We start from the raw sequence: 22,710 nt of genomic DNA, 5'->3' as shown, positions 1-22,710 counted from the left end.
GAGGAACCTCGGCGTGGCCTGGGAGAACCCAGGATGTGAACTGATTCCCACCCGGGGGGAACCTTCGGGGGAGGAGCTGCGTGTTCCGTTCGTGAGGACAACGTACCGACCCCCGCCGAGCAGTTCCGGCGCACGGGTCGCAGGGGGCAGCAGCACGTCGTCCGGACCCGCGCCTGCGAGGTCTCGAGCCGTCAGGGGGCGGCTGCGGGACCTCGTGGACAGTGGGCCGGCGGGGTCGGTCGGGGTCGTGGTCGGAAGCGTCGGGGCATCGCTCCTCGCGGTCGGCCTGGCCTGGTCCTCACCCCAACCGATGCTCGGCATGGTCCTGCTCGCGGTCGCGCTGCCCGTGTGCGCCATCATCGTCTGGTGGTCGATCGTGCCGCGGCACGTCGCAGTACGCGGAGCTCGCGTCGTGACCACCGACGACGACAGGGGGTGGCTGGTCGTGCGCAGACCGCTGGGCAGGGTCGTGCTGGACGGGTCGCGCTTCGGCGTGCTCGACGCCCAGCGGGCGCTCGCGGACCGCGTCGTGGCCGTGCACGTGTCGGGCCGCGCCGAACAGGACGAGATCCTGAGGCTCCTCGACCGCGTCGTGGCGCTCGACCGGCTGGAGCACGGCGCCTCGGGGGGATCCGAGGCGGGCGGCCGGAGCAGGTTCACCCCCGAGCAGCGTTCGCTCCTGACCCGGCACGTGCGGGACGCCCTGGTGCGGGACGTCGAGCTGCTCGAGTCCCGGTCGGCAGGGCTTCCCGCCCGGGGCTCGTACCCGGTGCGCCCCGCACCTGCGGGGGTACTGCCATGACGGCGGTCCTGCCGCTCGTGGGGGGCGGCGGCACGATCGACGGCCCGCGACGAGTGCCCGACGGCGACGCAGCGGAGCCGCTCGACCCGGACTTCGACGGTGACCACGCCGCGCAGGACGTGGTGCTGCACGCGACCCGGAACGCCGAGTTCACGGTCTTCATGGAGCAGGCCGTGGGCCCGCTGCACCGCATGGCGTACCTGCTGTGCGGCGACCAGCACCGCGCCGAGGAGCTCACGCAGCAGACGTTCGAACGCACCTACCGGGCATGGTCCAGGGCGCGCGACGGAGACCCGCTCGTCTACGCGCGTCGCATCCTCGCGAACCTGCGGGTCGACACCTGGCGCCGGACCCGGCGCGAGGTGCTGTCCGGGCCCGAGGACCTCCAGGGGCACGTCGAGGAGCTCGCGGTCGCCCCGAGGGGCGGTGGCCCGGTGAGAACGGCTCCGGCCGGTGTGGACGACCGGGACCTCGTCGTCCGAGCCCTGCTCCAGCTCCCGCTCAAGCAGCGCCGTGTCGTGGTCATGCGACACCTGCTCGACCTCTCGGAGTCCGAGGTCTCGACCGAGCTCGGTCTACCGGTCGGCACCGTGAAGTCGACCGCGTCCAGGGCCCTGGCCCGCCTCCGCACGATCCTCGACGACTCGCCCGGAAAGGGTGGCACCTCATGAACGTCCCGACCGACGACTTCTTCGACCGGCTGCATTCCGCTGCGGACGCGGTCCCCCCGTCCACGCTCGACCTGCCCGTGGTCCTGGCGACCAGCCGCCGCAAGGCCACGACGCGCCGGGTCCTGACGGGCGCCGCAGCATTCACAGCGGTCGCCGTGGTGGGCGTCGGGGTCGCGACGGGCCTGCCGGGCGAGCTCGCGCACGAGCTGGCCCCCGCCGCGGGGTACGAGACGCTGAGCACCGAGGTGGTGCACCAGGAGGTGGCACCGGGGATCACGGCCGTGGCCGAGGCGGCGACCTACGAGCTCCCGGACGGGACCGTCGTGCTCGACACAGGGATTGAGACCGGCGCGCACGGGGACCGGTTCCTGATCGTCTCGACCGTCGAGGTCGGCGCGGACGGCTACGACATCCAGGTCGACCCGGAGACCGGTGAGGTCCTCGAGACGCAGGAGGGCAGCGACCCGGCACACATCCAGAAGATGATCGACCTCGGCTACGCGCCCGCCGAGGTGCAGCACGTCCAGCTGGTGGTGGGGGACGACGGCGAGCTCGGACGCCTCCGTGAAGGGGCCGTGCCGGCCCACGTCGTCCTCGACGAGGTGGGCTCGGCCGTGCTCACCTCGCCCTCCGGCAGGGACCTTCTGGTGGGCCTCACCGAACCGACCGGAGGGTGGGCCGAGACGACGACCTACCTGGCGACCTGGGAGCCCATCGCCGGACCGGAGAACCGCGAGATCACCTCGGTCGCCGTGCCGACGCTCCCGGTGGCCGGTGACGGGTTCGAGCTCTACGTGGTCCAGGCCGACCCGCCGGGCGGCCGGCTGTCCTTCCGTGGCGCGCTCGCGGTCACGAACCACAACGAGGTCGTCACGACCTGCGGACCCCAGGCCTCCGCGTGCGAGCTGACGTTCGACCCGAAGACCCGTGAGGTCGGAGCCGGCTCGACCGACCCGAGGACCGAGACCCCCGAGGACTCCGTCGCGACCGCACTGGACGAGATCGCGCCGGGCGCAGACCTGATGTCGGTGTGCCTCGAGCTCCGAGGTCAGGGCGCCGTCGCCGTCACCGAGATGGGCGCCAAGGCCCCCGAGAAGCTCGGTGTCGACCCCGACACCTGGAGGCGCTGTGTAGTCGACCGGTCGTACGCCTGGGGCTGAACAGCCCGACGGCCACGGCTCACGTCCCGCCGCGCTGCTCCAGGTCGGCCAGAGCCGCCTCGGCGCGGTCCGCGTCGAGGTAGCGGCCGCCGCGGTGCACCGGGACCAGCGACGCACCCGGGCGGGACTTCCCGCCCGGGTGCGCTCCGCCGTCGGGCGTCTGGCGCGTGAAGCGGTGGACGAGCGGGATCCCTGTGGGGACGTTGAGCACCTGGACCTCGGGGGCCGTGAGGCGGTCGACGAGCATGACGAACGCCCGCAACGAGTTGCCGTGGCCCACGACCAGCAGGTTCTCGCCGCGATCCAGAGCCTCGCGCGTCGCCTCCCACAGGGGTTCGAGCCGGTGGACCACGTCAGCGAGCGACTCGGTGTCGCGGCGCATGCCCGAGCGGGCGGCGTCGGGCAGACGGCCGAACGTGTCGGCGACGCGGGCCGCGGCCTCGCTGCCCTCCTCGACGGGCGGGGGACGGTGGTCGAACGACCGGCGGTACTCCCAGTAGGCCGTCTCGCCGTACTCGGCCCGGACGGACTCGCGCAGGTCGTCGGTGAACGCGCCGTAGTGCCGCTCGACCAGGCGCCACTCGGGGACGAGCGGCGGCGGGCCCGGCAGGGCCGCGGCGACGATCGCCGCGGTCGCCGAGGCACGCACGAGCGGTGAGGTGAGGACGCGGTGCGGCGCGAGCGACGGGTCGTGCGCGCACGCTGCCGCGAGCTGGGCGCCCGCGAGCTCGGCCTCGTGGACGCCGCGGTCGGAGAGGTCGACGTCGAGCAGCCCCGTGAACCGGTTCTCCGCGTTGTAGACGCTCTCGCCGTGGCGCAGCAGGACGAGGGTTCCGGGTGCTGGGGCGCTCATGGCGTCCAGCGAACCACACCCGCGGTCAGACCTCGATCAGCCCTCGCTGGTGGGCGATCGAGACGGCCTCGGTGCGCCCCGACGCCCCGAGCTTGGCGAGCACGTTCGAGACGTGGACGCTCACGGTCTTGCCGCTGATGAAGAGGCGCTCGCCGATCTGCCGGTTGGTGAGGCCCTGGGCGACCAGCAGCAGGACCTCCTCCTCGCGGTCGGTCAGGACGGACACGGCTCCACGACGCAGCCCCGGAAGGTCCAGGCGCCCGCGGCGTGCCAGGTCGCGCAGGGCGCTCGTGAGCGGCCCGGCGCCCATGTCCTCGGCGTCCTCGAGTGCCTGACCGGCCTGGGTCGCGGCCTCCTCGCGGTCGCCCACGCCGAGCAGCGCCTGCGCCCACCGCCAGCGGGACCGGGTGGCCTCGTAGCGGTAGCCGTAGTCGAACGCGCTGGTCGCCTCTGCCCAGAGCGTCGGGTCGTCGGTCCCCGTGAGACGGCTGTGCTCCGCCCGGGCCCGCACGAGCCACGCGACCCCCTCGGGTCCGAGGCGGCCCCCGCGCGGCCGACCGCGCAGCGCCGTGGTCTCGGCCTCCGCGAGCAGCGCGTCGCCGTGCGACTGCAGGTCCGCCGTGGTGGCTCCGACGAGCCTGCGCGCCTCCGCGGCGTCGGCCAGCGCGGCCAGGGCGAGGGCCGAGATCCAGATCCGGCCCAGGAAGTAGTCGCTCCAGGTGCGCCCCAGGTAGCCGATGAGCTCCTGCGCGAGCGTCAGGGCCTCGTCGCGGTGCGCCGACCAGACGAGCGCGTCGATCATGCAGCCGCCCGCGATGAGAGCGATCTGCCCGTCGCGCTGCCACTCGGGGCGGAGCCCACGGGCGCGCTCGATCACGTCCTCGTCGCCTCGGGCGACGGCCGCGTAGAGCTGGACCGCGGCGAGCGCGGCGACCGCGCTGGGCGGCGGTGGTTCGGGCGCCGACGGCGGTGGGCGCAGGTCGCCTGTCGCGTACCGGACGAGCTCGCCGAACAGGCGCAGCTCGACCCCGTACCCGTTCCATCCGAGGCCCGCGGCGACCGCGTGCTCGAGGCCCGTGTGCGCCTCGACGAGAGCCTGGTCCAGGTCGCCCGAGTAGTACCGGTTGGCCGCGATGTTGTACCAGCACCGCATCTCGGTCAGGAGGTCGCCCGCGGCCTGTGCGCGCTCGCGGGCCGTCGCGAGGAGCGAGGCCGCGCGGTCCGCGTCGTCGACCTCGAGGACCGCGAGCGTGGTGAGCGCGTCGGCCTCGACGTCGGGGGCGTCGATCGCCCGGGCGACCGCGATGGCCTCCTCGGCCGTCTCCTGCGCGACGACGTCCATGTCGACGCGGTCCAGGTTCATCGCGGCGCGGGCGCGCGTGGCGAGGGTCCAGGCCCGGTCGCGCGACGGGGGCTCGGTCGGCAGGACCTCGAGCGCAGCGGCCGTGTGCTCGATGACCTCCTCGACACGCTCGATCCCCAGCAGGTGCAGCGAGAGCACGTGGCGCAGCGAGGCCTGGCGCAGCGGGTCGCCCGCGGTCGACTCGACGACCTTGCGGGCGATCGCGACCGCTCGGTCCGGCTCGCCTGCGCGGCTCGCCGCGGCCGCTGCCGCGACGGCCACGTCGACACGGTCCTCGCCCAGAAGCTCCGCGGCGTCGGGGACCGCGTCCCACAGGCGCAGCACCTGCTCGAGGTGCCGCAGCTCCTCGGCGGGGGCCAGGACGCGCGCCGCTCGGCGGGCGGCCTCGCGCGAGGCGACCAGGGCGGTCGTGGTCTCGTGGGCCGAGAGAGCGTGGTGGGCCCGCTGCGCGGGCGAGCCCAGCGACGGGTCCTCGGTCAGGGCTGCGAGGTAGGCGCGGTGCAGCGCGGCGAGCTCTCCGGGCAGGAGGTCGGCCGAGATGGCCTCGGCCAGCAGGGCGTGGCGGAAGGCGATGCGGCCCGACTCGATCGTCAGCACGTGGTGGGCCACGGCCTCGCGGAGCGTCGCGTCGAACGCCTGGTCGCACGCAGCGCGGGTGGCGGGGGTCCCTGGCGTGCGCAGCCCGCCGAGCGAGAACACGCCCAGGTCCTGCCCGACGACGGCCCGCAGCAGCGGCTCGGCGACCACGCGCCCGGAGAGCGACGCGATGCGGGCGAGCTGCTGGACGTCGGGCTCGAGCTGTTCGAGGCGGGCGTGCAGCACGTCGGCGAGGGACCAGGGCAGGGCGTCGGCCTGGGGCCCGGCTTCGACGAGCTCCTCGGCGAAATAGGCGTTGCCCTCCGACCTCTTCATGACCCGTTCGAAGTCGTGCTTGGGCAGGACCTTGCCGGCGACCGCGGTCGTGAACTGCCTCAGCTCGGCGGGCGTGAACGGGGCCAGGTCGAGGTGCTCGACGCGCGGGTGCCGGCGCAGCTCGGCGAGCACGGGGCGCAGGGGATGGCGGCGATGGAGGTCGTCGGCGCGGTAGCTCGCGACCACGAGCAGGTGCTCGGCGCGCAGCCGGGCGAGGACGAAGCGCAGGACGTCGCGCGTCGACGGGTCGGCCCAGTGCAGGTCCTCGATCACGAGGACGAGGGGCGCCCCGGGGCGCCCGGGGGCAGTGATCGCGGCGGTGATGGCCTCGAAGAGCTGGAGGCGCCCGGCCTGGTCCTCGCCGTTGCCCTCGAGGGCCGAGGGGCCCGCGTCGAGGAGCCGTCCCAGCGCGGGGCGCCCGTCGATGGTCCGGTCGACGACCTCGTGCGCCGCGCGGAGCTCGGACAGCGCCTCGGTGAACGGCAGGTAGGGGAGCCCGACGTCGCCCAGGTCCACGCAGTGGCTCACGACCACGGTCGCCCCGGCCTCGCGCGCGAGCTCCGCGGCCCGGACGAGGAGGCGTGACTTGCCGACCCCGGCGTCGGCTCCGAGCAGGATCGCGCCCGGGTCCCCGGCGGCAGCGCGGCTCACCGCTGCGGCGATCACGTCGAGCTGGTGCTGTCTTGCGACGAAATGAGCCTGGGAGGGGCGCGGCATACGGCCCATCCTTGCAGTGGCCACAGACGGCTGCCACGAAGTTTCCTGATACTCCGCACCCGGTGTGACCAAGTCCTCCTCCGGACCGTCCGCGAACGGTGTGCTGGGTGGTGCCGAGGGCGGTCGTCGTCCCCGGCTCACCCGTCCGGAGGAGGGCTCCGTCATCCGCCCTGACCCGTGGTGCTCGCGTGCTGACTGCCGACGTGGCTGCGGAGCCACCGCAGGAGGACGTTCTCCCCGGGCGCGAAGTCCGCACGGACCAGCTGCTGGTGGTAGCGGAAGTCCGTCTCGAGAGACGGGCCGTTGAACTCGTTCATGATGCTCCCCGTTCCGGCAGACCTGGCGTCCGCCTGACCCTCACTCTGGTGCTGAGGCGCGAGACGGCGTATCGGTCGACCGGGCAGGTTCTCGGCACGCACCACCTCAGGCCCGACGGCGTATCTCACCTGAGGTGGTCTGAGGTGCCTTAGGGGGGTTCGGGACGATGTGCCCGCGCCCCGCAGGGGGCGAGCCGAGCCGCTTGACGGGCGCTCCGCTGTCGGGCCGTCCGGGAGGAGGTGCCCACCCGTTGCCAACTCCGGGAGGCGGTCGCAGACTGGAATGGACCGGACCCCTTGATGGAGGTGCCCTCGTGACATCGACGTACGACGTGCTACCGATGCTAGGACGCGGCAAGCACCGCAACCCGAAGAAGGGCGCGTGCTTCATGGAGCTCGCGTCGTACCTGGCCGGCGAACGCTGGAGCGACCACCCCCAGTGCACGCACCCGCTCGTCGCGATGCTCGCGCGAGCGGTCAACGACCTCACGAGCGACACGGCCCGGCCCCGCCTGGCCCTGCTCATCCCGTCCGTGATCGGGCTGCGCAGCGACGACCCGCGCTGGAGCGTGTGGATCGCCCTGGGTGCCGCGCAGACCGCCCTGCCCGTCGCCCCGAGCGACCGCCAGGACGTCCTCGCTGTCGCGATCATCGCGGGCGAGCGCATGCTCGACCAGCTCGAGGACCGCGAGCCCGGCACCCGGACGCAGGCCTCGGTCGAGGCGCTGGAGAAGGTGCCGCGCACCGCGGCGTGGGCCGAGTCGTTCTGCAAGGGGTCGCGCCTGCGCCCCGCGCGGTTCGCCCGTGACGCGGCGCCGAGCATCGTCGCGGCAGCCGTCCAGGGCATCGCCGAGGCCGGGTCCCGGGACGCCGACGACGCGCTCTACGAGCTGCTCTCGTCGACGATCGAGGCCGCACGCGGATGGGCGGCCGCAGAGCCCGCCGAGCCCCTCGACCCCAAGGACTGGGAGCCGGTCGTCCGGAGCGTCGGGGCCCAGGTGTGACGGCGGCCGAGAGCGGCGGCCCGCCCAGCCTCGAGGAGTCCCTCGACCTGACGGTGCCGCCGAGCGGTCCTGGGTGCGCCGAGTGCGAGCAAGCCGCGGGCTGGTGGGTGCACCTGCGTCGGTGCGCGGAGTGCGGCCACGTGGGGTGCTGCGACACGTCTCCGTCGCAGCACGCGACCGCGCACTTCGCCCAGACCGGGCACCGGCTCATGCGCAGCTACGAGCCGGGCGAGGACTGGTACTGGGACTACGTGACGGCGCAGGCGTTCGACGGGCCCGAGCTCGCGCCCCCGCTCGCGCACCCCGAGGACCAGACGACCCCGGGGCCCGCGAGCCGCGTGCCCGCGAACTGGCGAGAACTGATCCATTGAGCCGTGAGCGACAGCCCGGCCTCGACGAGATCGAGGCTCGGCTCGTGGGACTGGTCGACGGGTCCATGACCCGCGACGAGGCCGATCGATGGGCCGGGCGGTGGTACACCGACGACAGCCTCGACTGGGACGACGTCTCGCTCTGGGCCCTCGAAGAGCTGTTCGGGATCGATCTCCAGCAGACCGACGAGCACGGGACACCGGTGGGCTATCTCCAGCCCGACGACGGCGTGGCCGAGCTCCTCGACGAGTTCCGGCGGCGTCGCGGGGACCGGGCGTGCCGCGCCGGTTCCGCCGAGAAGTGGGGTGTGGGGCCCGGGCGCGGCGCCGCCGGGGGGGCGACAGCCCACAAAGGGCGGGGGGGGGGCCGCCCGGGCCGCGGCGAGCCCCCCCCCCCGCCCGGGGCGGGCGGGGGCGGGGGGCCGGGGGCGGCCCCGCCGGCCCCCCCCAACCGGTCGGGGCCCCCCCCCCCCCCGCGGGCCCCGGGCCCCACACCCCACTTCTCGGCGCGCTGGGGGCCCGCCGGGACGCTCAGTCCCGGACCACCCGTGCCAGCGCGTCGAGCGCCGCGAAGGGGTCGTCGGGCCGGGCCGGGTCGGGGCTCGTCGGCACCACGACCACGCTGCTGACCCCGTTGGCCCCGAGCGCGGAAAGCCGCGCCCGGACCACGTCGGGGGGCCCGACGATCGCGAGCTGGTCGACCCACTCGTCGGGCAGAGCCCGGGAGAACTCCTGCGGTGTCGGCGTCGAGTCGCGCAGTTCCCGGAACGCTGCCGCGAACGGGAGCGGGTCGATCTGCGCGGTCCAGTCCGCGGCGCCGAACGTGGCCAGCGCGGGCCGGACGATCTCGCGGGCCGTCGCGACGTCGTCGTGCACCACGGCGAGGCTGAACGCGACGAGGGTGTGCTCGGGCGGGGCGCTCGTCCCCGCCGAGGCCCGGCCGCGCTCGACCGCCGCGCGGACCGTCCCCAGGTACTCGGGGGTCACGGGCATGTCGAGGATCGTGCCGTCGGCGACGCGGCCGGCGACCTCCAACGATCGAGGTCCGCGCACCCCGTTGAGGACGGGCGGTGCGACGGCCGGAGGGCTGTACAACGCAACGTCATCGAGATGTACGTAGCGTCCGTCGACGCTGAGCCGCTCGCCGTGCAGGAGGGCGCGGACCGCGCCCGTGGTCTCCTCGAGCAGCGTCAACGGGCTCTTGGGCCACACGCCGATCTGGCGCATCCACTCGGGCATCCCGTGCCCGATCCCCAGCAGCAGCCGCCCGGGATGGAGCTCGGCGAGCGTCCCCGCCTCGAGCGCCGTCATGGCCGGGCTGCGGACAGCGGCCGGCAGGATGCCGATGCCCACGTGGATCGCCTGCGTCCGAGCCAGGATCGTCGCGGCCTGCGCGATCCCGCCCCGGAAGAAGCAGTCCTCGACCACCCAGATCTCGTCGAGGCCGATCTCCTCGGCACGCAGGGCGAACGGGAGCAGGTCGGCGATCGGCAGGTCGCGCGGGACGATCACGCCGAGGCGTGGACGGGGCATCGTGGTTCTCCTTCGAACGGTTCGGTTCCTTGGTGGGGTCAGGGGGCGACGAGCCAAGCGGGGGAGTCGTCGCACCCCGCCGTGCGCGGGCACTCCGTCAGTCGAGCGAAGCGTCGAAACCGGTGGTGCGCAGGATCCTCGCGGGAACCCCCGCGACGATCGTGTCGGCCGGGACGTCCTTCGTCACGACCGCCCCGGCGCCGACGATCGCACCGTCACCGATCGTCACACCGGGGATCACCGTGACCGCGGCCCCGAGCCAGACCTTGCGCCCGATCCTGATGGGCGACGGCATCATGTCCGCCCGGCGGGCGGGGTCGACGGCATGGTTCAGGGTCGTCAGGGTGCACCCGTGCCCGACGAGGGTCCCGTCGCCGATCGTGATGCCCCCGGTGTCCTGGAAGCGGCAGCCGCTGTTGAGGAACACGTCCTTGCCCAGGGTCAGGTTCTTGCCGAACTCGCAGTAGAACGGCGGGAAGACCGTGACCGACTCGTCGACGACGACCCCCGTCAGCCGGGAGAGCAGCGCGCGCACCTCGTCCGGAGTGCGGTACCCGGAGTTGAGGTCGGCGACGACCTGCAACGCCTCCTGGGCCGTCCCGTGCATGAAGGCGTGCTGCTCGGACCCGCCCTCGATGAGCTCGCCGCGGTTCACGTGGTCCAGAAAGTCCTCGAGGTCCATCCTTCGATCCTGCCACGCCTCGAAGGAGCAGGAATTGCCCTGGCCCGCCCCTGCCCGGCGGGCCTACCGTCGAGGGCATGACCCTTACCCCCGCGGCCTTCTCCGCGCTCGACGACCACCTCCGGCACGCGGCGGCGCGGGACGAGTTCTCGGGGGGCGTGCTCGTGTCCCAGGACGGCAGGACGCTCTTCGAGGGGGCCTACGGCCTGGCCTCGCGGCGCTGGGGCGTCCCCGTCAAGGCCTCGACGCGCTTCGACGTCGCCTCGGTGACCAAGCTCTTCACGTCGGTCGCGGTCCTCCAGCAGGTCGCCGCGGGGACGCTCGACCTGGACGCCTCGATCCATGACGTCGTCGACCTCGACGGGACCCTCATCCCGCGCGAGGTGACGCTACGGCACCTGCTCTCGCACACCTCGGGCATCGCGGACGACGCCGACGAGGAGGCCGGCGAGTCCTACGAGGCCCTGTGGGTCGACAAGCCGAGCTACTCGGTCACCCGGACCGCGGACTTCCTGCCGCAGTTCGTCCACAAGACCCCGACGTTCCCTGTGGGCGAGGAGTGCCGCTACTGCAACGTCGGCTACGTACTGGCGGGCCTGGCTCTCGAGCACGCCACCGGCCTCACCTACCGCGACTACGTCCGCGAGCACGTCTTCGCGCGGGCGGGCATGACGTCGTCGGGCTTCTTCGACATGCGGGAGGCGGTGCCGGACGTCGCGGAGGGCTGGGAGCCCGTCCGCGCTCCCGTGCCCGACGACGGCGCGCCCGACGACGGTGCCCACGCCGGGGAGCGCGACGCACCCCCGATCGTGGGCTGGCGGCAGAACATCTACAGCTACCCGCCCATCGGCTCGCCCGACGGCGGCGCGCACGTCACCGCGGCCGATCTCGTCCGCTTCCTCGACGCCGTCCGCGCGGGCGAGCTCCTGCCACCCGACCTGACCCAGGCGTTCCTGACCCCGCAGGTCCTGCACCACGAGATAGAGGGTGCCGGGCCGGGGCAGACGGCGGCCGTGCACTTCGCGTTCGGCCTCGAGATCGAGGTGACGGCGGACGGGACGGTCCGGTCGTTCTCCAAGGACGGGATCAACACGGGGTCGAGCGCGATCGTGCGGCACTATCCCGGGCGAGACGGCGAGCCCGGCGTGACGCTCGTGGTCGTGTCCAACAGCGAGGACGGCGCCTGGGGCCCGATCAGGCGCCTCGACGCGCTGATCACCGGGGCGTAGCCGGCAGGGTCTGGACCGCGTCGACCGCCGCGTCGACGCTCGGCAGGAGCCGCCCGTCGGCCACGAGCGCGGCGAACCAGGGCGAAGCCATGGCGCGGTCGGTCGTCGCGCGGGGGACCCGTGCGAGCAGGAGCGTGCAGCCGATCCCGGCGAGCTGCCGGTCGAGGTCCGCGAGACCGTCGAGCACGGTCGACGTGACGCCGCGCTGGGCCCCCGACTCCAGCACGACGGCGCGCGGCGTCGGGCTGCTGGCACGGGCCAGGGCGAGGACGCGCTCGACCGTGGGCCGGGTGTTCGCGGTGTAGAGCCCCGCGTCGAGGTGCAGGACCAGGACGCCGGGCGCGACGCCCGACTCGAGCGCCGCCTCGCGCGCGACCTCGCGGGCCACGGCCGCGTCCTCCGCGGAGTCGTCCCCCGCAGCCGATCCACGGTCCACAGGCGCCCAACCGCCCTCGGGAGCGCGGACCAGCGGCACGACGCGCGGCCGGTCGAGCTCGCGCAGCACGAGCAGCAGCGTGAGACCGACGCCGACGCCGACCGCGGGCAGCAGTCCCGCGACGAGCCCGATCCCCGTCGTGACCACCGCGACCGCGAACTCGACCCTGTTGATCCGCCACAGGACCACGAAGTCCCCGACCTTGATGAGGCTCACGGTCGCGACGACGACCATCGCGCCGAGCGTCGCCTGCGGCAGGTCGTCGAGCACGGGGGCAAGGAACAGCGCGACCAGGACGGCGAGGGCCGCGGTCACGAGCCCCGCGGCCTGGGTGCGCGCCCCCGCGCGCAGGCTGACCGCGGTCTGCGAGAACCCGCCCGCGGGCGGCATGGCCCGGAAGAACGCCCCGACGACCGCCGCGACGCCGTTGGCCAGGAGCTCCTGGTCGGGCGAGATCTGCGGCTCGTCGGGCCGGCGCACCCCGCGGCCCACCGCGACGGTCTCGAGGAACGCCATGATCGCGATCGCGCTCGCCCCCGCGAGCATCGAGCCGACGAGCGACAGGTCCGGCAGGACGGGCAGCGGCAGCCCCGGCGGGACCGGCTCGATGACCGCGACGCCGTGGTCGGTGAGCCCCGCGAAGGCCACGAGCAGGATGCCCGCGGCCACCACGACCAGCGGCGCCGGCACCCTCGGAGCGAGGCGGCCGAGCAGCACGAGGACCGCGATGCTCCCGACCGAGAGCACGACCGTCGCGGGCACGGCCTGGTCGAGCCGGCCGAGCGCGGACCCCACGACACGGAAGAAGCCGGTCGCGTCGGGGTCGGCGGGCACCCCGAGCAGGTGCGGGAGCTGGGCCGCAGCGACCGTCGCGCCCACCCCGGCCTTGATCCCCACGAGCGTGGCCTGCGAGATGTTCTCGACGAGCGACCCGAGGCGCAGGACCCGGGTGAGGAGCAGCAGGGCGCCGACGAGGAGCGTGAGCGTGGACACCGCGCGGGCCGGGTCCTCGGCACCGGCCGCGACCCCGGCCGCGAGCAGCGTCGAGGCCGACAGCGTCGCGATCGTCGACGTCGTGCTCATGCTCAGGGCGCGTGACCCGCCGAGCAGCGCGTACACGACGAGCGGGACCATGCACGTGTACAGGCCGAAGCTCACGGGCAGGTCCGCGATGGTCGCGTAGGCCATGGCCTGCGGCACGACGACGGCGCCCGCCGAGAGCCCGCCCACGACGTCGCGGCGCAGCCAGGCCGCGCGGTACCCCCGCAGCGTGGGGAAGAGGTCGACGCCGAGCGTCCTCGAGCGCGTGGGCCGTGGCGCTGCGGGCGTCGACGTCACGGAGCCTCCGCCCCGTCCTGCGCGACGGCTCGCGGGGCACCGCCCGTCGACCGGCCCAGGGGGTCGGTCGACGGGACGGGGAACACCTGCGACCAGTCGTCGCGCACGCTCACCACGGTCCAGCCCTTGTCCGCGGCGACGGCGAGCGCCTGCTCCGCACCCGTGTCGTACGGCAGGTCGCCGCGGTGCGGGTCGTCGTGGTGGATCAGGACCGCCATGCCGTCCGGGTGCGCGGCCGCATACCCGAGCATGGGCAGGTCGCCGTTCGAGTTGCCGACCGCGAGCACGGGCCGCCGCCCGACCCGGCTCCAGATCCGCACGGGCTTCTCCGGCCCGTCGTCCATGAACGAGAACGACGAGCCGTAGACCACGTCGCCCGTCTCCTCGTCGTACGTCAGACCCAGGCTGGACCCCACGACCTGCTCGGGGGTCACGCCGTAGTAGTCCTCGGTGAACGGCCGCATGAAGTCGCGGTCGCCGCCCGAGGTGATGTAGGTCGAGAACCCGTGGTCGCGCAGGTGGTCCAGCAGCTCGCGCATGGGCTGGTACGTCGCGAACCGGTACGGGGTGCCCAGCGCCGGGTGCGTGGCCTCGTCGAGGAAGGTCCGGACCGCGTCCGCGTAGGTCCCGACCGACCGCCCGGCCTGGGCAGCCACGACGGCCTTGATCAGCACTCCGAGGTCCGAGTCGTCGCCCGCGTAGTGCTTGTCGACCGCGTTCCCCAGCCAGGACAGGTCCCCGCTCGCGGCCGCACGGTAGGGCTGGTGCTCGGCCAGGGCCGGGTCGGCGGCGGCGGCCCGGGCCCACTGCTCGACGAGGAAGTGCAGCTGGACCGGCATGGGCTTCTCGGTCCACAGGGTGCCGTCGTTGTCGAAGACCGCGACGCGCTCGGCCGGGGGCAGTGCGTCGGGACCGACGGCGACGCGATCGACGAAGCGAAGGATCGCCTCGCGCGCGCCGCCGCCGACCCAGGACGGCAGGGGGCCGGGCACTGGCTACTGCTTCATCATCGCGACGTCGAACTTGTGCTCGTCGCTGATGAGGTGGCTGTGGTCGTCGTCGCCGAGGTCGATCCGCACACGGTCGATCGTCCCCGTGAACTCGTTGCCCGTGGGGCCGTAGTCGCTCGAGACGGGCGAGGCCAGGTCCTGGCCCACGTCGACGGTCTCGTCGAACGTGAACTGGAAGGGGATCGTGCGCTCGACGCGGCCCGCGCCGATCTGCTGCTCGCCCACGAACAGGGTGACGTCACCCCCCTTGCCGAGACCTCCGCCGTCGTACGCGAAGTGCACGCGGAGCTCCTGCTCGCCAGCCGGGACCGGGGACCCGGAGCGCACGACGTCCGTGTGGATGCCGAGCAGGTTGTACGCGAACGCGAGCCTGCCCTCCGTCACGTAGAACGACCAGCCGCCGTACGCCCCGCCCTGGGCGATGAGGACCCCCTCGGCGCCGGTCTCGGGGACCTCGACCTTCGCGGTGACCGTGAACGACTTGTTCTTGATGTTGATGGCCGAGTTCTCGCTCAGCCGCCGCATGCCCCGGTAGAGCGTCTGGCTCTGCGCCGTGATGAGCGACGGGCGCCCAGCCAGGTCGGGGTTGAACCGCTCGGCCGTGCGGATGTCGAGCGGCAGCACGTTGAAGCGCGCGGCCTGGATGAGGAACAGGCGCTGGAGCTCGGCGAGCTTCTCGGGCTGCTCAGCGGCGAGGTCTTGCGACTGGGTCCAGTCGGTCTCGACGTCGTACAGCTCCCACCGGTCCTCGTCGAGCCCGTGGTCGGAACCCAACCACGGGTCCTTGTGCTTGGCGACGGCGGTCCAGCCCTTGTGGAAGATGGCCCGGTTGCCCACCATCTCGAAGTACTGGGTCACGTGCTGCTCGGGCGCGGCCGCGTCGTCGAACGTGTAGTTCATGGCCGTGCCCTCGTAGGGGCGCTGCGTCACGCCGTGGACCGTCGAGGGCTCGGGGATGCCCGCCGCAGCCAGGACCGTGGGCGCGACGTCGATCACGTGCGCGAACTGGTTCCGGATCCCGCCCTTCTCGACGCCTCCGTTCGGCCAGCTCACGATCGTGCCGTTGCGCGTCCCGCCCCAGTGGCTCGCGACCTGCTTGGTCCACTGGTAGGGCGTGTCCATGGCGTGCGCCCAGCCCACCGCGTAGTGGTTGTACGAGCGAGGGGTCCCGATGTCGTCGATGTGCTCGGCGACGTACTCCTCGGTCTCGATGTCGTTCATGTGGTTGATCGTGAAGCCCTCGTTCGTCGTCCCGTGCATCGACCCCTCGGCCGACGCGCCGTTGTCGCCGATGATGACGTAGACCAGCGTGTCGTCGAGCTCGCCCATGTCTTCGAGGGCATCCAGCAGCCTGCCGACGTGGTGGTCCGCGTAGGCGAGGAAGCCCGCGTAGACCTCCATCTGCCGGGCGAGCGCGGGCTTGATGGTCTCGCTCATCTCGTCCCAGGCCGGGATGCCGGGGCTGCGCGCGGTCAGCACCGCGTCCTGCGGGATCACGCCCAGCTCCTTCTGCCGCGCGAAGGTCTCCTCGCGCACCGCGTCCCACCCCTGGTCGAACGCGCCCTTGTACCTGTCCGACCACTCGGTGGGCACGTGGTGCGGGGCGTGCGTCGCGCCCGGCGCGAAGTACGTGAAGAACGGCTTGTCCGGGGCCAGCGACTTCTGCTGGCGCGTCCAGTCGATCGCCTTGTCGGTCATGTCGGCCATGAAGTGGTAGCCGTCCTCGGGCGTCCCCCACGGCTCGACCGGCGAGGTGTTCTCGTAGATCGCCGGGTACCACTGGTTCGTCTCGCCGCCGATGAACCCGTAGAAGTACTCGAACCCGCCGCCCGGGTGCGGCCAGTGGTCGAACGGCCCGACGGCGCTCGCCTCCCACACGGGAACCTCGTGGCACTTGCCGAACTGGGCGGTGCTGTAGCCGTTGAGCTTCAGGGTCTCGGCCAGCGGTGCGCAGCTGTTGGGTCGCAGCGAGCTGTACCCGGGCGCGCTCGTGGCGATCTCGGTGATACCGCCCATCCCGACGGAGTGGTGGTTGCGGCCGGACAGCAGCGCGGCCCGGGTGGGGGAGCAGAGCGCCGTGGTGTGGAAGCGCGTGTACTTCAACCCCTGTGCGGCGACCCGCTCGAAGCTCGGGGTCTGGACCGGGCCACCGAACGCGCTCGACGCGCCGAACCCGGTGTCGTCGATCAGCACGACCAGGACGTTGGGCGCGCCCTCCGGAGGCAGGAGCCGCTCGATGGGCGGGTAGTGCGTGTCCGGGTCGGTCGCGTCGTACGTCACCGTCCCCGTGTAGGCCAGGTCCGGGATGGGAAGAGCGCCGCGCTGCCGTGCGTCCTGTGTCATGTCATGTCCTCCGGGGTCGCCGTCGCTGGTCCGGGGGACGGCAGGCGGCGCCGTGCACCGGACCGGGTGGTCGGGTCGTGCGGTACGTCGAGGTACTGCTGGAGCGGACGTGCAGAGGGCTCCGGCATCCGTGCCGAGGCCCCGGTCACACACGCTAGGCCGGGACGCCCGGGCGCGCTCGGCGAGCGGCCCGGGTGAACTCGCGTCCCAGGGGCCGTCCGCATTTTTCGGGAAGGTCGGGCGTCCGCTAGCGTGACCCGGCCAGCCGCAGCCCAGGGAGATCACGTGCCGACCGATCAGGTCAACCGCAACCTCGTCTACGTCTTCGACGTCTCCGGAGGCGACCCCGCCCTCCTGGACGACGAGACGACCGTCCGCACCTGTATCGCCCAGGTCGTCGACCGTGCAGGGCTGACCCCGCTCGGCGAGACCTCGCACCGGTTCGCCCCGCAGGGGTTCAGCATGGCGACGCTCCTGGCCGAGTCCCACCTCGCGGTCCACACGTGGCCCGAGGAAGGCACCGCCTACCTGACCCTCACGACGTGCCGCGCTCCGTCGTCGGGCAGCTTCGAGGAGGAGACGCGCAGCCTGCTGCGCGAGACCTTCTCCGCCGCCGGCGTGACCGTCCGGACCCTCCTCTGATGGCGCCCCGGCCCAAGGCGCGCATGACGCTCGGCAAGCACCTGATCGGCGCGCCGCCGTGGCGCTCGCTGCCGCAGGGCGTCGTCGTCTACGGCGAGCAGGACCCCAGCGACGGCGTCACGTACTACTGGGAGGAGTGGGAGGTCCTCGGGTACGAGAACCTCGACTTCTGGGTCGAGTACGACCACTACACCAAGGCCGTGACCCTCTACCGCCCGGCCGAGAGCGCCGAGCGCCTCGACCCCTCGCGCCTGCGCAAGGGGCAGGTCGTCAACGTCACGCTGAGCGGCCGGACCTACCGGACCACGGTCACCGAGGCGGGCGTCGGGACCATCCGGTCGCTCGACGGGTCGTTCACGTACGACCTGTCGATCGGGCAGCCCGTCGCCTACGCCGAGCTGCGGACGAACGACATGGTGCTCTCGCTCGAGAAGTTCGACGACCGCATCATCGACCTCTATCACGGCACCGTCCTGGACGTCGCGGGGCAGAAGGCCCACTTCGGCAAGCGCATCGCGCCGCGGAACGTGTCGGTCAAGCTCGTCGGCGCGTTCCTCGTGATCGGGGTCCTCGCGACGATGCTCTTCAGCTCGTGCGGCCCGCGCAACGACACCTACTGCACGCCGCGTTCCGTCGAGCAGGCCGCGCCGTCGGACCAGGTCGTCTCCCAGGACGACGACCAGACCTGCTACCGCCGCTCGGTCTACGGCGGCGGCGGTGGCGGCCTCGGCAAGTAGCCCGGCCCGCAGACCGTCCGGCCCAGAGCGCGCCGGCACCCGAAGCCCTTCAGCACGACCCGTCCTCACCGACCACCCGACCGCACCGCGACCCACCTGGAGCAACCATGAGCATCCTCGACCAGCTGCGCCTCGACGCCTTCCTGTCCACGATCGTCTACTCGGTCCTGGGCATCGTCCTGCTCGTCCTGACGATCGTGATCGTCAACTACCTCTTCAAGCTCAACCTGCACCGTGAGCTCGTCGACGAGCACAACACGGCCTTCGGGATCATGATCGCCGGGCTGGCCATCGCCATCGGGATCATCATCGCGGGGACGATCCTCTCCTGACCGTGGCCGGCGAGACGCAGACGGAGACCGCGCCGCTCGCCGGGGGCGAGCCGCTCCCGGGCGACGCGCCGCCGTCGGGCGACGCTCCGCTCCCGGGCGACGCGCCGCCGTCGGGCCGCAGCATGGACAAGCCGACCGTGTTCGCGGCGGCGCTGCTCGTCGCGGTCGGCGGGATCATCTACGAGCTGATCCTCGGCACGGCCGCGTCCTACCTGTTCGGCGACTCGGTCGTCGCGTTCTCGGTCGCGACGGGCCTGACGCTGTTCGGCATGGGGATCGGCTCGCTCCTCGCGACGCGCCTGGCCACGAACCCCGGCCTGAACTTCGTGCGCAACGAGGTCGCGCTCGCCCTGCTGGGCGGCAGCTCGGTCCTGATCCTCTACGCCGCGTTCAGCCTGACCCAGGTGTACTGGCTGGTCTTCGTGCTGCTCTCGCTCGCGATCGGTGTGGGGATCGGCGTCGAGATCCCGCTGCTCGTCGCGCTGCTCAAGGAGCACGGGCGCGACGAGTCGGTCGGGCTGCTGTCGAAGGTGCTCGCGGTCGACTACTTCGGCGCGCTCGCCGCGTCGCTGCTCTTCCCGTTCGTCATGCTCCCGTACCTGGGGCTCATGCGGACGGCGTACGCGGTCGCGCTGCTCAACGTGCTGGTCGCGGTGTTCATGCTGCGGCGCATGGGGCGGCGCACGCGCTGGACGTGGTTCAGCTGGGCGACGGTGGTCCTCCTCGTGGTGTGCTTCGCGGCGTCGAACGCGATCGAGGGTGCGATCAACACGAGGCTCTACCAGGACCCGGTGGTCCACTACGAGTCGACGTCGTACCAGAAGCTCGTCCTGACGACGTTCGGCGACGACGTCCGGCTCTACCTGAGCGACCAGCTCCAGTTCTCGTCGGTCGACGAGGCGAGGTACCACGAGACGCTCGCGCACGCGACGCTCACGTCGGTCGCCGCGCCCGCGTCCGTGGCGATCCTCGGGGGAGGGGACGGGCTGCTCGCGCGCGAGGTCCTGCGCTACCCGAGCGTCCGGGAGGTCACGGTCGTGGACCTCGATCCGGCCGTGACCGAGCTCGCCCGGACCGACCGACTCGTGAGCGAGCTCAACGAGCACTCGTTCGACGACCCGCGCGTCACGGTCGTCAACGGCGACGCGTTCCGGTTCATGGACACCACGGACCAGACGTTCGACGCGGTCCTGATCGACCTGGTCGACCCGTCCAACGAGCGCATCGCCAAGCTCTACTCGACCGAGTTCTACGCCATGGTCGCGAACCACCTGCGGCCCGGGGGCGTGTACGCGACCCAGGCGACGTCGTCGTACTTCACGCCGAACGCGTACTGGCAGGTCGCGGCGACCGTCCGTGCGGGCTCGCCGGGCCGGACCGTGGTGCCGCTGTCGGTCAACGTGCCGTCGTTCGGGGAGTGGGGCTTCGTCCTGTCGCTCCCGGCCGCGCCGGGGCAGGGTGGGTCCGCGGCGGACGGGACCCTCGGGCCCGACGGCGGAGCGCGCCTCTTCGGCGCCACGCCCCTCCCGGAGGGGCTGCGCTTCCACACGCTCGACTCGCTGCGGGCCACCGCGACGCTCGCGGGCGACCACCCGGGACCCGAGGTCGAGATGAAGGCCTCGACGCTGCTGTCGCCCCTGATCTACCGGACGTACCAGCAGGACATGTCGCGCTGGCGGTACTGAACGGCGCCCGCCGCTGAGTGCGGAGTTCTTGCGCGAAACGCCCGGCGTGTCGCACAAGAACTCCGCACTCAGCGGCAGTCCTGCACGCCCCCCACACGTGACACGCCCGGGTTCGAATTGTCCGGTCCTCGCCGTCTACAGTCTGCGCATGCCCTTCTCGATCCTTCCCGCCGACCTCGTGCACGCGGCCGCCGCGAGCGAACCCGACCTCGGGGGTGTCGCCGGGTGGGCCGTGTCGCTCATGGAGACGCTCGGCGTGTTCGGCGCAGGGCTCGCGATCGCGCTCGAGAACCTCTTCCCGCCGCTGCCGAGCGAGGTCATCCTGCCGCTGGCCGGGTTCACGGCGAGCCGGGGCAGCTTCAACGTCTTCGCGGCGATCGTCGCGACGACGATCGGCTCGCTCGTGGGCGCGATCGCGCTCTACTACGTGGGCGTCCTGGTGGGCCGTGAGCGCACGCGCAAGATCATCGGCTGGCTGCCCCTGGTCAAGCTCAAGGACGTCGACCGCACCGAGGCCTGGTTCCACAAGCACGGCAGCATGGCCGTGTTCTTCGGCCGGATGATCCCGATCTTCCGGAGCCTGATCTCGCTCCCCGCGGGTGTCGACCGCATGCCGCTCCCCAAGTTCGTGGTCCTGACGACCGCGGGCAGCCTCATCTGGAACAGCATCTTCGTGGGTGCGGGCTACGCGTTGGGCGAGAGCTGGCACCTCGTCGAGGAGTACGCGGGCGTCCTGCAGAAGATCGTCATCGCGGCCGTCGCGGTCGCGGTGCTCGTGTTCGTGGTGCTGCGGGTGTCCAGGGCGGTCTTCGGGGGAGCGCCGCCCGCGCACGCGCGCGGCCTCGCCCCGGACGCGCCCGACGACGACGCGCCCGTCCCCGAGCCGGGTGCGGTCCGGCGCACCAAGACCCCCACGACGACGCTCGCGCTGCCCAAGGGCGTGTTCGAGCGGGCCCGGGCGGGCGCGGGGCGCGGCACGGACGGCTGAGCGGCCGACGCGGGCCGCGCCAGGGCGTGCGGCGGTTCGGCGCGGGGTGCGGACCGGGTGGTCAGCCGAGGCGCTCGGGAGCCGGACCGTAGCCCTGCGCGTCGCGCGGTCCCTGGACCTCGTACGCCGCACGCATCGCTGCGGCCTCGCGGGCCCTGCGCTCGGCGAGCACGCTCCGCAGGAGCTGGATCGTGAGCACGAGGGCCCAGATCACGAGGACGGCCACGGCGGCGATCACCACGACGTAGAGCAGGATCAGGACGGAGTAGAAGCCGAGGGAGCCCATCCGGGCAGCGTAGCGGGCCACGGCAGGCTGGTACCAGGTCGGCGCAGGGGCCTCGACGTAGGCTCGATCCGTGACCACCTCACCCTTCGCCACCGACAACCCGCTCGACGCCCTCACCCAGGACGAGCTCCGCCGTCGGACCAGCCTCAAGTGGCGCGCCTACGCGCCCGACGTCCTGCCCCTGTGGGTCGCGGAGATGGACGTCGAGCTCGCGCCGCCCGTGGTCGAGGCCGTGACGGCCGCGATGCGCTCGGGCGACACGGGCTACGACTACGGCAACACCTACGCCGAGGCGCTCGCCGAGTTCGCGAAGCGCCGCTGGGACTGGTCGTTCGACCCCGAGGGTACGCGCATGGTGCCCGACGTGATGCTCGGCCTCATGGAGATCCTCAAGGTGCTCACCGGGCCGGGGGACGCGGTCGTGGTCAGCCCGCCCGTCTACCCGCCCTTCTTCGGGTTCACCCAGAACGAGGGACGCCGCATCGTCACCGCGCCGCTCACCGCGGACTTCCGGCTCGACCTCGACGCGCTCGACGCGGCGTTCGCCGACGCGACCGGCGCGACCCTCAACGGGACCGGCCCCGGCAGCGGGCGCCGCGCGGTCTACCTGCTGTGCAACCCCCACAACCCCACGGGCACGGTCCACACGCGCGCCGAGCTCGAGGGCCTCGCCGCCCTGGCCCGCCGCCACGGCGTGCGGATCGTGTCCGACGAGATCCACGCGCCCATCACCGCGCCCGGCGTGGCCTACACCCCCATCGTGACCGTGGCCGGGGCCGAGGGCTCGATCGCGGTCCTGTCGGCGTCCAAGGCCTGGAACCTCGCGGGCCTCAAGGCCGCCGTCGCGGTGGGCGGACCCGAGGCGGCCGCCGACCTGCGGCGGATTCCCGAGGAGGTCGTGCACGGCGTCGGGCACCTGTCCGTGATCGCGCACGCCGCGGCGCTCACGCAGGGCACGGTGTGGCTCGACGCGGTCCTGCGCGGCATCCGCCGCAACAAGCTGCTCCTGACCGATCTCCTCGAGGAGCACCTGCCCCAGGTCCGCTACGAACCCACGCAGGGCACCTACCTCGCCTGGCTCGACGCGTCGTCCGTCGCGGACGACCCCTACCGGTTCTTCCTCGACCGGGCCAAGGTCGCGCTCAACGACGGGAGGCACTTTGGTCCTGGCGGAGCGGGGCACGTGCGCCTCAACCTGGCGACGAGCCAGGAGGTGCTCACCGAGGCCGTGCGTCGCATGGGCGAGGCCGCGAAGGGCGGCCCGGCCGGACGCTGAACAGGCGCGCACGGTGCCGGCGC

21 protein-coding genes are annotated in these 22,710 nt (G+C 72.9%); 12 read left to right on the top strand and 9 right to left on the bottom strand.

The genetic code is table 11. The annotated features are described in order from the left end of the window. Window positions 1-247: 247 nt before the first annotated feature. Genes ACIPWA_RS19830 through ACIPWA_RS19820 form a run of 3 tightly spaced genes read left to right on the top strand, consistent with a single transcriptional unit; the run spans window position 248 to window position 2,633 of the window. Window positions 248-802, top strand: coding sequence for a hypothetical protein (locus tag ACIPWA_RS19830; RefSeq protein WP_056761583.1), 555 nt, complete (start codon window positions 248-250; stop codon window positions 800-802). Continuing rightward, window positions 799-1,473: a SigE family RNA polymerase sigma factor gene (locus ACIPWA_RS19825; RefSeq protein ID WP_400292330.1), complete on the top strand. Its 675-nt coding sequence runs from the start codon at window positions 799-801 to the stop codon at window positions 1,471-1,473. The genes ACIPWA_RS19830 and ACIPWA_RS19825 overlap by 4 nt, the downstream gene beginning before the upstream one ends. Next, window positions 1,470-2,633: a hypothetical protein gene (locus ACIPWA_RS19820; protein ID WP_400292328.1), complete on the top strand. Its 1,164-nt coding sequence runs from the start codon at window positions 1,470-1,472 to the stop codon at window positions 2,631-2,633. The genes ACIPWA_RS19825 and ACIPWA_RS19820 overlap by 4 nt, the downstream gene beginning before the upstream one ends. Before the next feature lie 19 nt (window positions 2,634-2,652). On the opposite strand, the gene ACIPWA_RS19815 is transcribed toward ACIPWA_RS19820, so the two are convergent. The 3 genes from ACIPWA_RS19815 to ACIPWA_RS19805 all read right to left on the bottom strand — a co-directional run bounded on the left by ACIPWA_RS19815 (window position 2,653) and on the right by ACIPWA_RS19805 (window position 6,795). Continuing rightward, window positions 2,653-3,486 carry a 2,3-bisphosphoglycerate-dependent phosphoglycerate mutase gene (locus tag ACIPWA_RS19815; protein ID WP_400292326.1) on the bottom strand — a complete coding sequence of 278 codons (834 nt, stop codon included), beginning with the start codon at window positions 3,484-3,486 and terminating at the stop codon, window positions 2,653-2,655. 25 nt (window positions 3,487-3,511) lie between these two features. Continuing rightward, window positions 3,512-6,478, bottom strand: coding sequence for a helix-turn-helix transcriptional regulator (locus ACIPWA_RS19810; protein WP_400292325.1), 2,967 nt, complete (start codon window positions 6,476-6,478; stop codon window positions 3,512-3,514). Between the two features lie 161 nt (window positions 6,479-6,639). After that, window positions 6,640-6,795: a hypothetical protein gene (locus ACIPWA_RS19805; protein WP_157516402.1), complete on the bottom strand. Its 156-nt coding sequence runs from the start codon at window positions 6,793-6,795 to the stop codon at window positions 6,640-6,642. Window positions 6,796-7,109: 314 nt separating this feature from the next. Between ACIPWA_RS19805 and ACIPWA_RS19800 the strand changes: the two genes are divergently transcribed. Together ACIPWA_RS19800 and ACIPWA_RS19795 are read left to right on the top strand one after the other, a co-directional pair. Then, window positions 7,110-7,799, top strand: coding sequence for a hypothetical protein (locus tag ACIPWA_RS19800; protein WP_400292324.1), 690 nt, complete (start codon window positions 7,110-7,112; stop codon window positions 7,797-7,799). Then, window positions 7,796-8,170, top strand: a complete 375-nt coding sequence (locus ACIPWA_RS19795; protein WP_056647374.1) for a UBP-type zinc finger domain-containing protein — start codon at window positions 7,796-7,798, stop codon at window positions 8,168-8,170. Before ACIPWA_RS19800 ends, ACIPWA_RS19795 begins: the two co-directional genes overlap by 4 nt. A 531-nt stretch (window positions 8,171-8,701) precedes the next feature. Here the strand turns inward: ACIPWA_RS19795 and ACIPWA_RS19790 are convergent. Further along, window positions 8,702-9,703, bottom strand: a complete 1,002-nt coding sequence (locus tag ACIPWA_RS19790) for an LLM class flavin-dependent oxidoreductase (RefSeq protein WP_400292323.1) — start codon at window positions 9,701-9,703, stop codon at window positions 8,702-8,704. Between the two features lie 97 nt (window positions 9,704-9,800). Beyond that, window positions 9,801-10,385 (bottom strand): sugar O-acetyltransferase, encoded by a 585-nt coding sequence (locus ACIPWA_RS19785; protein WP_400292322.1) that lies wholly within the window; start codon window positions 10,383-10,385, stop codon window positions 9,801-9,803. Window positions 10,386-10,462: 77 nt separating this feature from the next. On the opposite strand from ACIPWA_RS19785, the gene ACIPWA_RS19780 reads away from it, so the two are divergent. After that, window positions 10,463-11,614 (top strand): serine hydrolase domain-containing protein, encoded by a 1,152-nt coding sequence (locus ACIPWA_RS19780; RefSeq protein ID WP_400292321.1) that lies wholly within the window; start codon window positions 10,463-10,465, stop codon window positions 11,612-11,614. Here the strand turns inward: ACIPWA_RS19780 and ACIPWA_RS19775 are convergent. The 3 genes from ACIPWA_RS19775 to ACIPWA_RS19765 are packed head-to-tail and all read right to left on the bottom strand — an operon-like array spanning window position 11,601 to window position 16,741. Beyond that, window positions 11,601-13,388, bottom strand: coding sequence for a SulP family inorganic anion transporter (locus ACIPWA_RS19775; RefSeq protein ID WP_400292320.1), 1,788 nt, complete (start codon window positions 13,386-13,388; stop codon window positions 11,601-11,603). The two genes, ACIPWA_RS19780 and ACIPWA_RS19775, sit on opposite strands and share 14 nt — an antisense overlap. Next, window positions 13,385-14,380 carry an HAD family hydrolase gene (locus ACIPWA_RS19770; RefSeq protein WP_400292319.1) on the bottom strand — a complete coding sequence of 332 codons (996 nt, stop codon included), beginning with the start codon at window positions 14,378-14,380 and terminating at the stop codon, window positions 13,385-13,387. The genes ACIPWA_RS19775 and ACIPWA_RS19770 overlap by 4 nt, the downstream gene beginning before the upstream one ends. 3 nt (window positions 14,381-14,383) lie before the next feature. After that, a complete protein-coding gene (locus ACIPWA_RS19765; protein WP_400292318.1) occupies window positions 14,384-16,741 on the bottom strand; it encodes a sulfatase-like hydrolase/transferase in 2,358 nt (785 codons plus the stop codon). 285 nt (window positions 16,742-17,026) lie between these two features. On the opposite strand from ACIPWA_RS19765, the gene ACIPWA_RS19760 reads away from it, so the two are divergent. The 5 genes from ACIPWA_RS19760 to ACIPWA_RS19740 all read left to right on the top strand — a co-directional run bounded on the left by ACIPWA_RS19760 (window position 17,027) and on the right by ACIPWA_RS19740 (window position 21,125). After that, window positions 17,027-17,383 (top strand): S-adenosylmethionine decarboxylase family protein, encoded by a 357-nt coding sequence (locus ACIPWA_RS19760; protein ID WP_056647356.1) that lies wholly within the window; start codon window positions 17,027-17,029, stop codon window positions 17,381-17,383. Further along, window positions 17,383-18,120, top strand: coding sequence for a DUF4178 domain-containing protein (locus ACIPWA_RS19755; protein WP_068625054.1), 738 nt, complete (start codon window positions 17,383-17,385; stop codon window positions 18,118-18,120). The genes ACIPWA_RS19760 and ACIPWA_RS19755 overlap by 1 nt, the downstream gene beginning before the upstream one ends. A 107-nt stretch (window positions 18,121-18,227) precedes the next feature. Continuing rightward, complete coding sequence (locus ACIPWA_RS19750; RefSeq protein ID WP_056647350.1) at window positions 18,228-18,452, top strand: DUF350 domain-containing protein; 225 nt, start codon at window positions 18,228-18,230, stop codon at window positions 18,450-18,452. Between the two features lie 2 nt (window positions 18,453-18,454). Beyond that, window positions 18,455-20,137: a polyamine aminopropyltransferase gene (locus ACIPWA_RS19745; protein WP_400292317.1), complete on the top strand. Its 1,683-nt coding sequence runs from the start codon at window positions 18,455-18,457 to the stop codon at window positions 20,135-20,137. Window positions 20,138-20,285: 148 nt separating this feature from the next. Then, the gene (locus ACIPWA_RS19740) at window positions 20,286-21,125 is read left to right on the top strand and encodes a DedA family protein (protein ID WP_068708998.1); all 840 of its coding nucleotides are present in this window, start codon (window positions 20,286-20,288) and stop codon (window positions 21,123-21,125) included. A gap of 61 nt (window positions 21,126-21,186) precedes the next feature. Here ACIPWA_RS19740 and ACIPWA_RS19735 read toward each other — a convergent pair whose 3' ends face one another. Next, window positions 21,187-21,489 carry a hypothetical protein gene (locus tag ACIPWA_RS19735; RefSeq protein ID WP_400292316.1) on the bottom strand — a complete coding sequence of 101 codons (303 nt, stop codon included), beginning with the start codon at window positions 21,487-21,489 and terminating at the stop codon, window positions 21,187-21,189. Between ACIPWA_RS19735 and ACIPWA_RS19730 the strand changes: the two genes are divergently transcribed. After that, on the top strand, window positions 21,482-22,687 hold the full coding sequence (locus tag ACIPWA_RS19730; RefSeq protein ID WP_400292314.1) for a MalY/PatB family protein: 1,206 nt from the start codon (window positions 21,482-21,484) through the stop codon (window positions 22,685-22,687). The genes ACIPWA_RS19735 and ACIPWA_RS19730 overlap by 8 nt on opposite strands. The last annotated feature ends 23 nt before the right edge of the window (window positions 22,688-22,710 follow it).

The organism is Oerskovia enterophila, from assembly GCF_044748475.1.
Classification (GTDB): domain Bacteria; phylum Actinomycetota; class Actinomycetes; order Actinomycetales; family Cellulomonadaceae; genus Oerskovia; species Oerskovia enterophila.
This window is presented reverse-complemented; position numbering and strand designations above follow the sequence as displayed.

Excerpts from the sequence above, each read along its gene's own strand:
- ACIPWA_RS19755 (WP_068625054.1), top strand. The coding sequence starts at position 17,383 with ATGGCGCCCCGGCCCAAGGCGCGCATGACGCTCGGCAAGCACCTGATC.
- ACIPWA_RS19820 (WP_400292328.1), top strand. The coding sequence starts at position 1,470 with ATGAACGTCCCGACCGACGACTTCTTCGACCGGCTGCATTCCGCTGCG.
- ACIPWA_RS19810 (WP_400292325.1), bottom strand. The coding sequence starts at position 6,478 with ATGCCGCGCCCCTCCCAGGCTCATTTCGTCGCAAGACAGCACCAGCTC.
- ACIPWA_RS19790 (WP_400292323.1), bottom strand. The coding sequence starts at position 9,703 with ATGCCCCGTCCACGCCTCGGCGTGATCGTCCCGCGCGACCTGCCGATC.
- ACIPWA_RS19750 (WP_056647350.1), top strand. The coding sequence starts at position 18,228 with ATGAGCATCCTCGACCAGCTGCGCCTCGACGCCTTCCTGTCCACGATC.
- ACIPWA_RS19785 (WP_400292322.1), bottom strand. The coding sequence starts at position 10,385 with ATGGACCTCGAGGACTTTCTGGACCACGTGAACCGCGGCGAGCTCATC.
- ACIPWA_RS19740 (WP_068708998.1), top strand. The coding sequence starts at position 20,286 with ATGCCCTTCTCGATCCTTCCCGCCGACCTCGTGCACGCGGCCGCCGCG.
- ACIPWA_RS19780 (WP_400292321.1), top strand. The coding sequence starts at position 10,463 with ATGACCCTTACCCCCGCGGCCTTCTCCGCGCTCGACGACCACCTCCGG.
- ACIPWA_RS19765 (WP_400292318.1), bottom strand. The coding sequence starts at position 16,741 with ATGACACAGGACGCACGGCAGCGCGGCGCTCTTCCCATCCCGGACCTG.
- ACIPWA_RS19815 (WP_400292326.1), bottom strand. The coding sequence starts at position 3,486 with ATGAGCGCCCCAGCACCCGGAACCCTCGTCCTGCTGCGCCACGGCGAG.
- ACIPWA_RS19805 (WP_157516402.1), bottom strand. The coding sequence starts at position 6,795 with ATGAACGAGTTCAACGGCCCGTCTCTCGAGACGGACTTCCGCTACCAC.
- ACIPWA_RS19825 (WP_400292330.1), top strand. The coding sequence starts at position 799 with ATGACGGCGGTCCTGCCGCTCGTGGGGGGCGGCGGCACGATCGACGGC.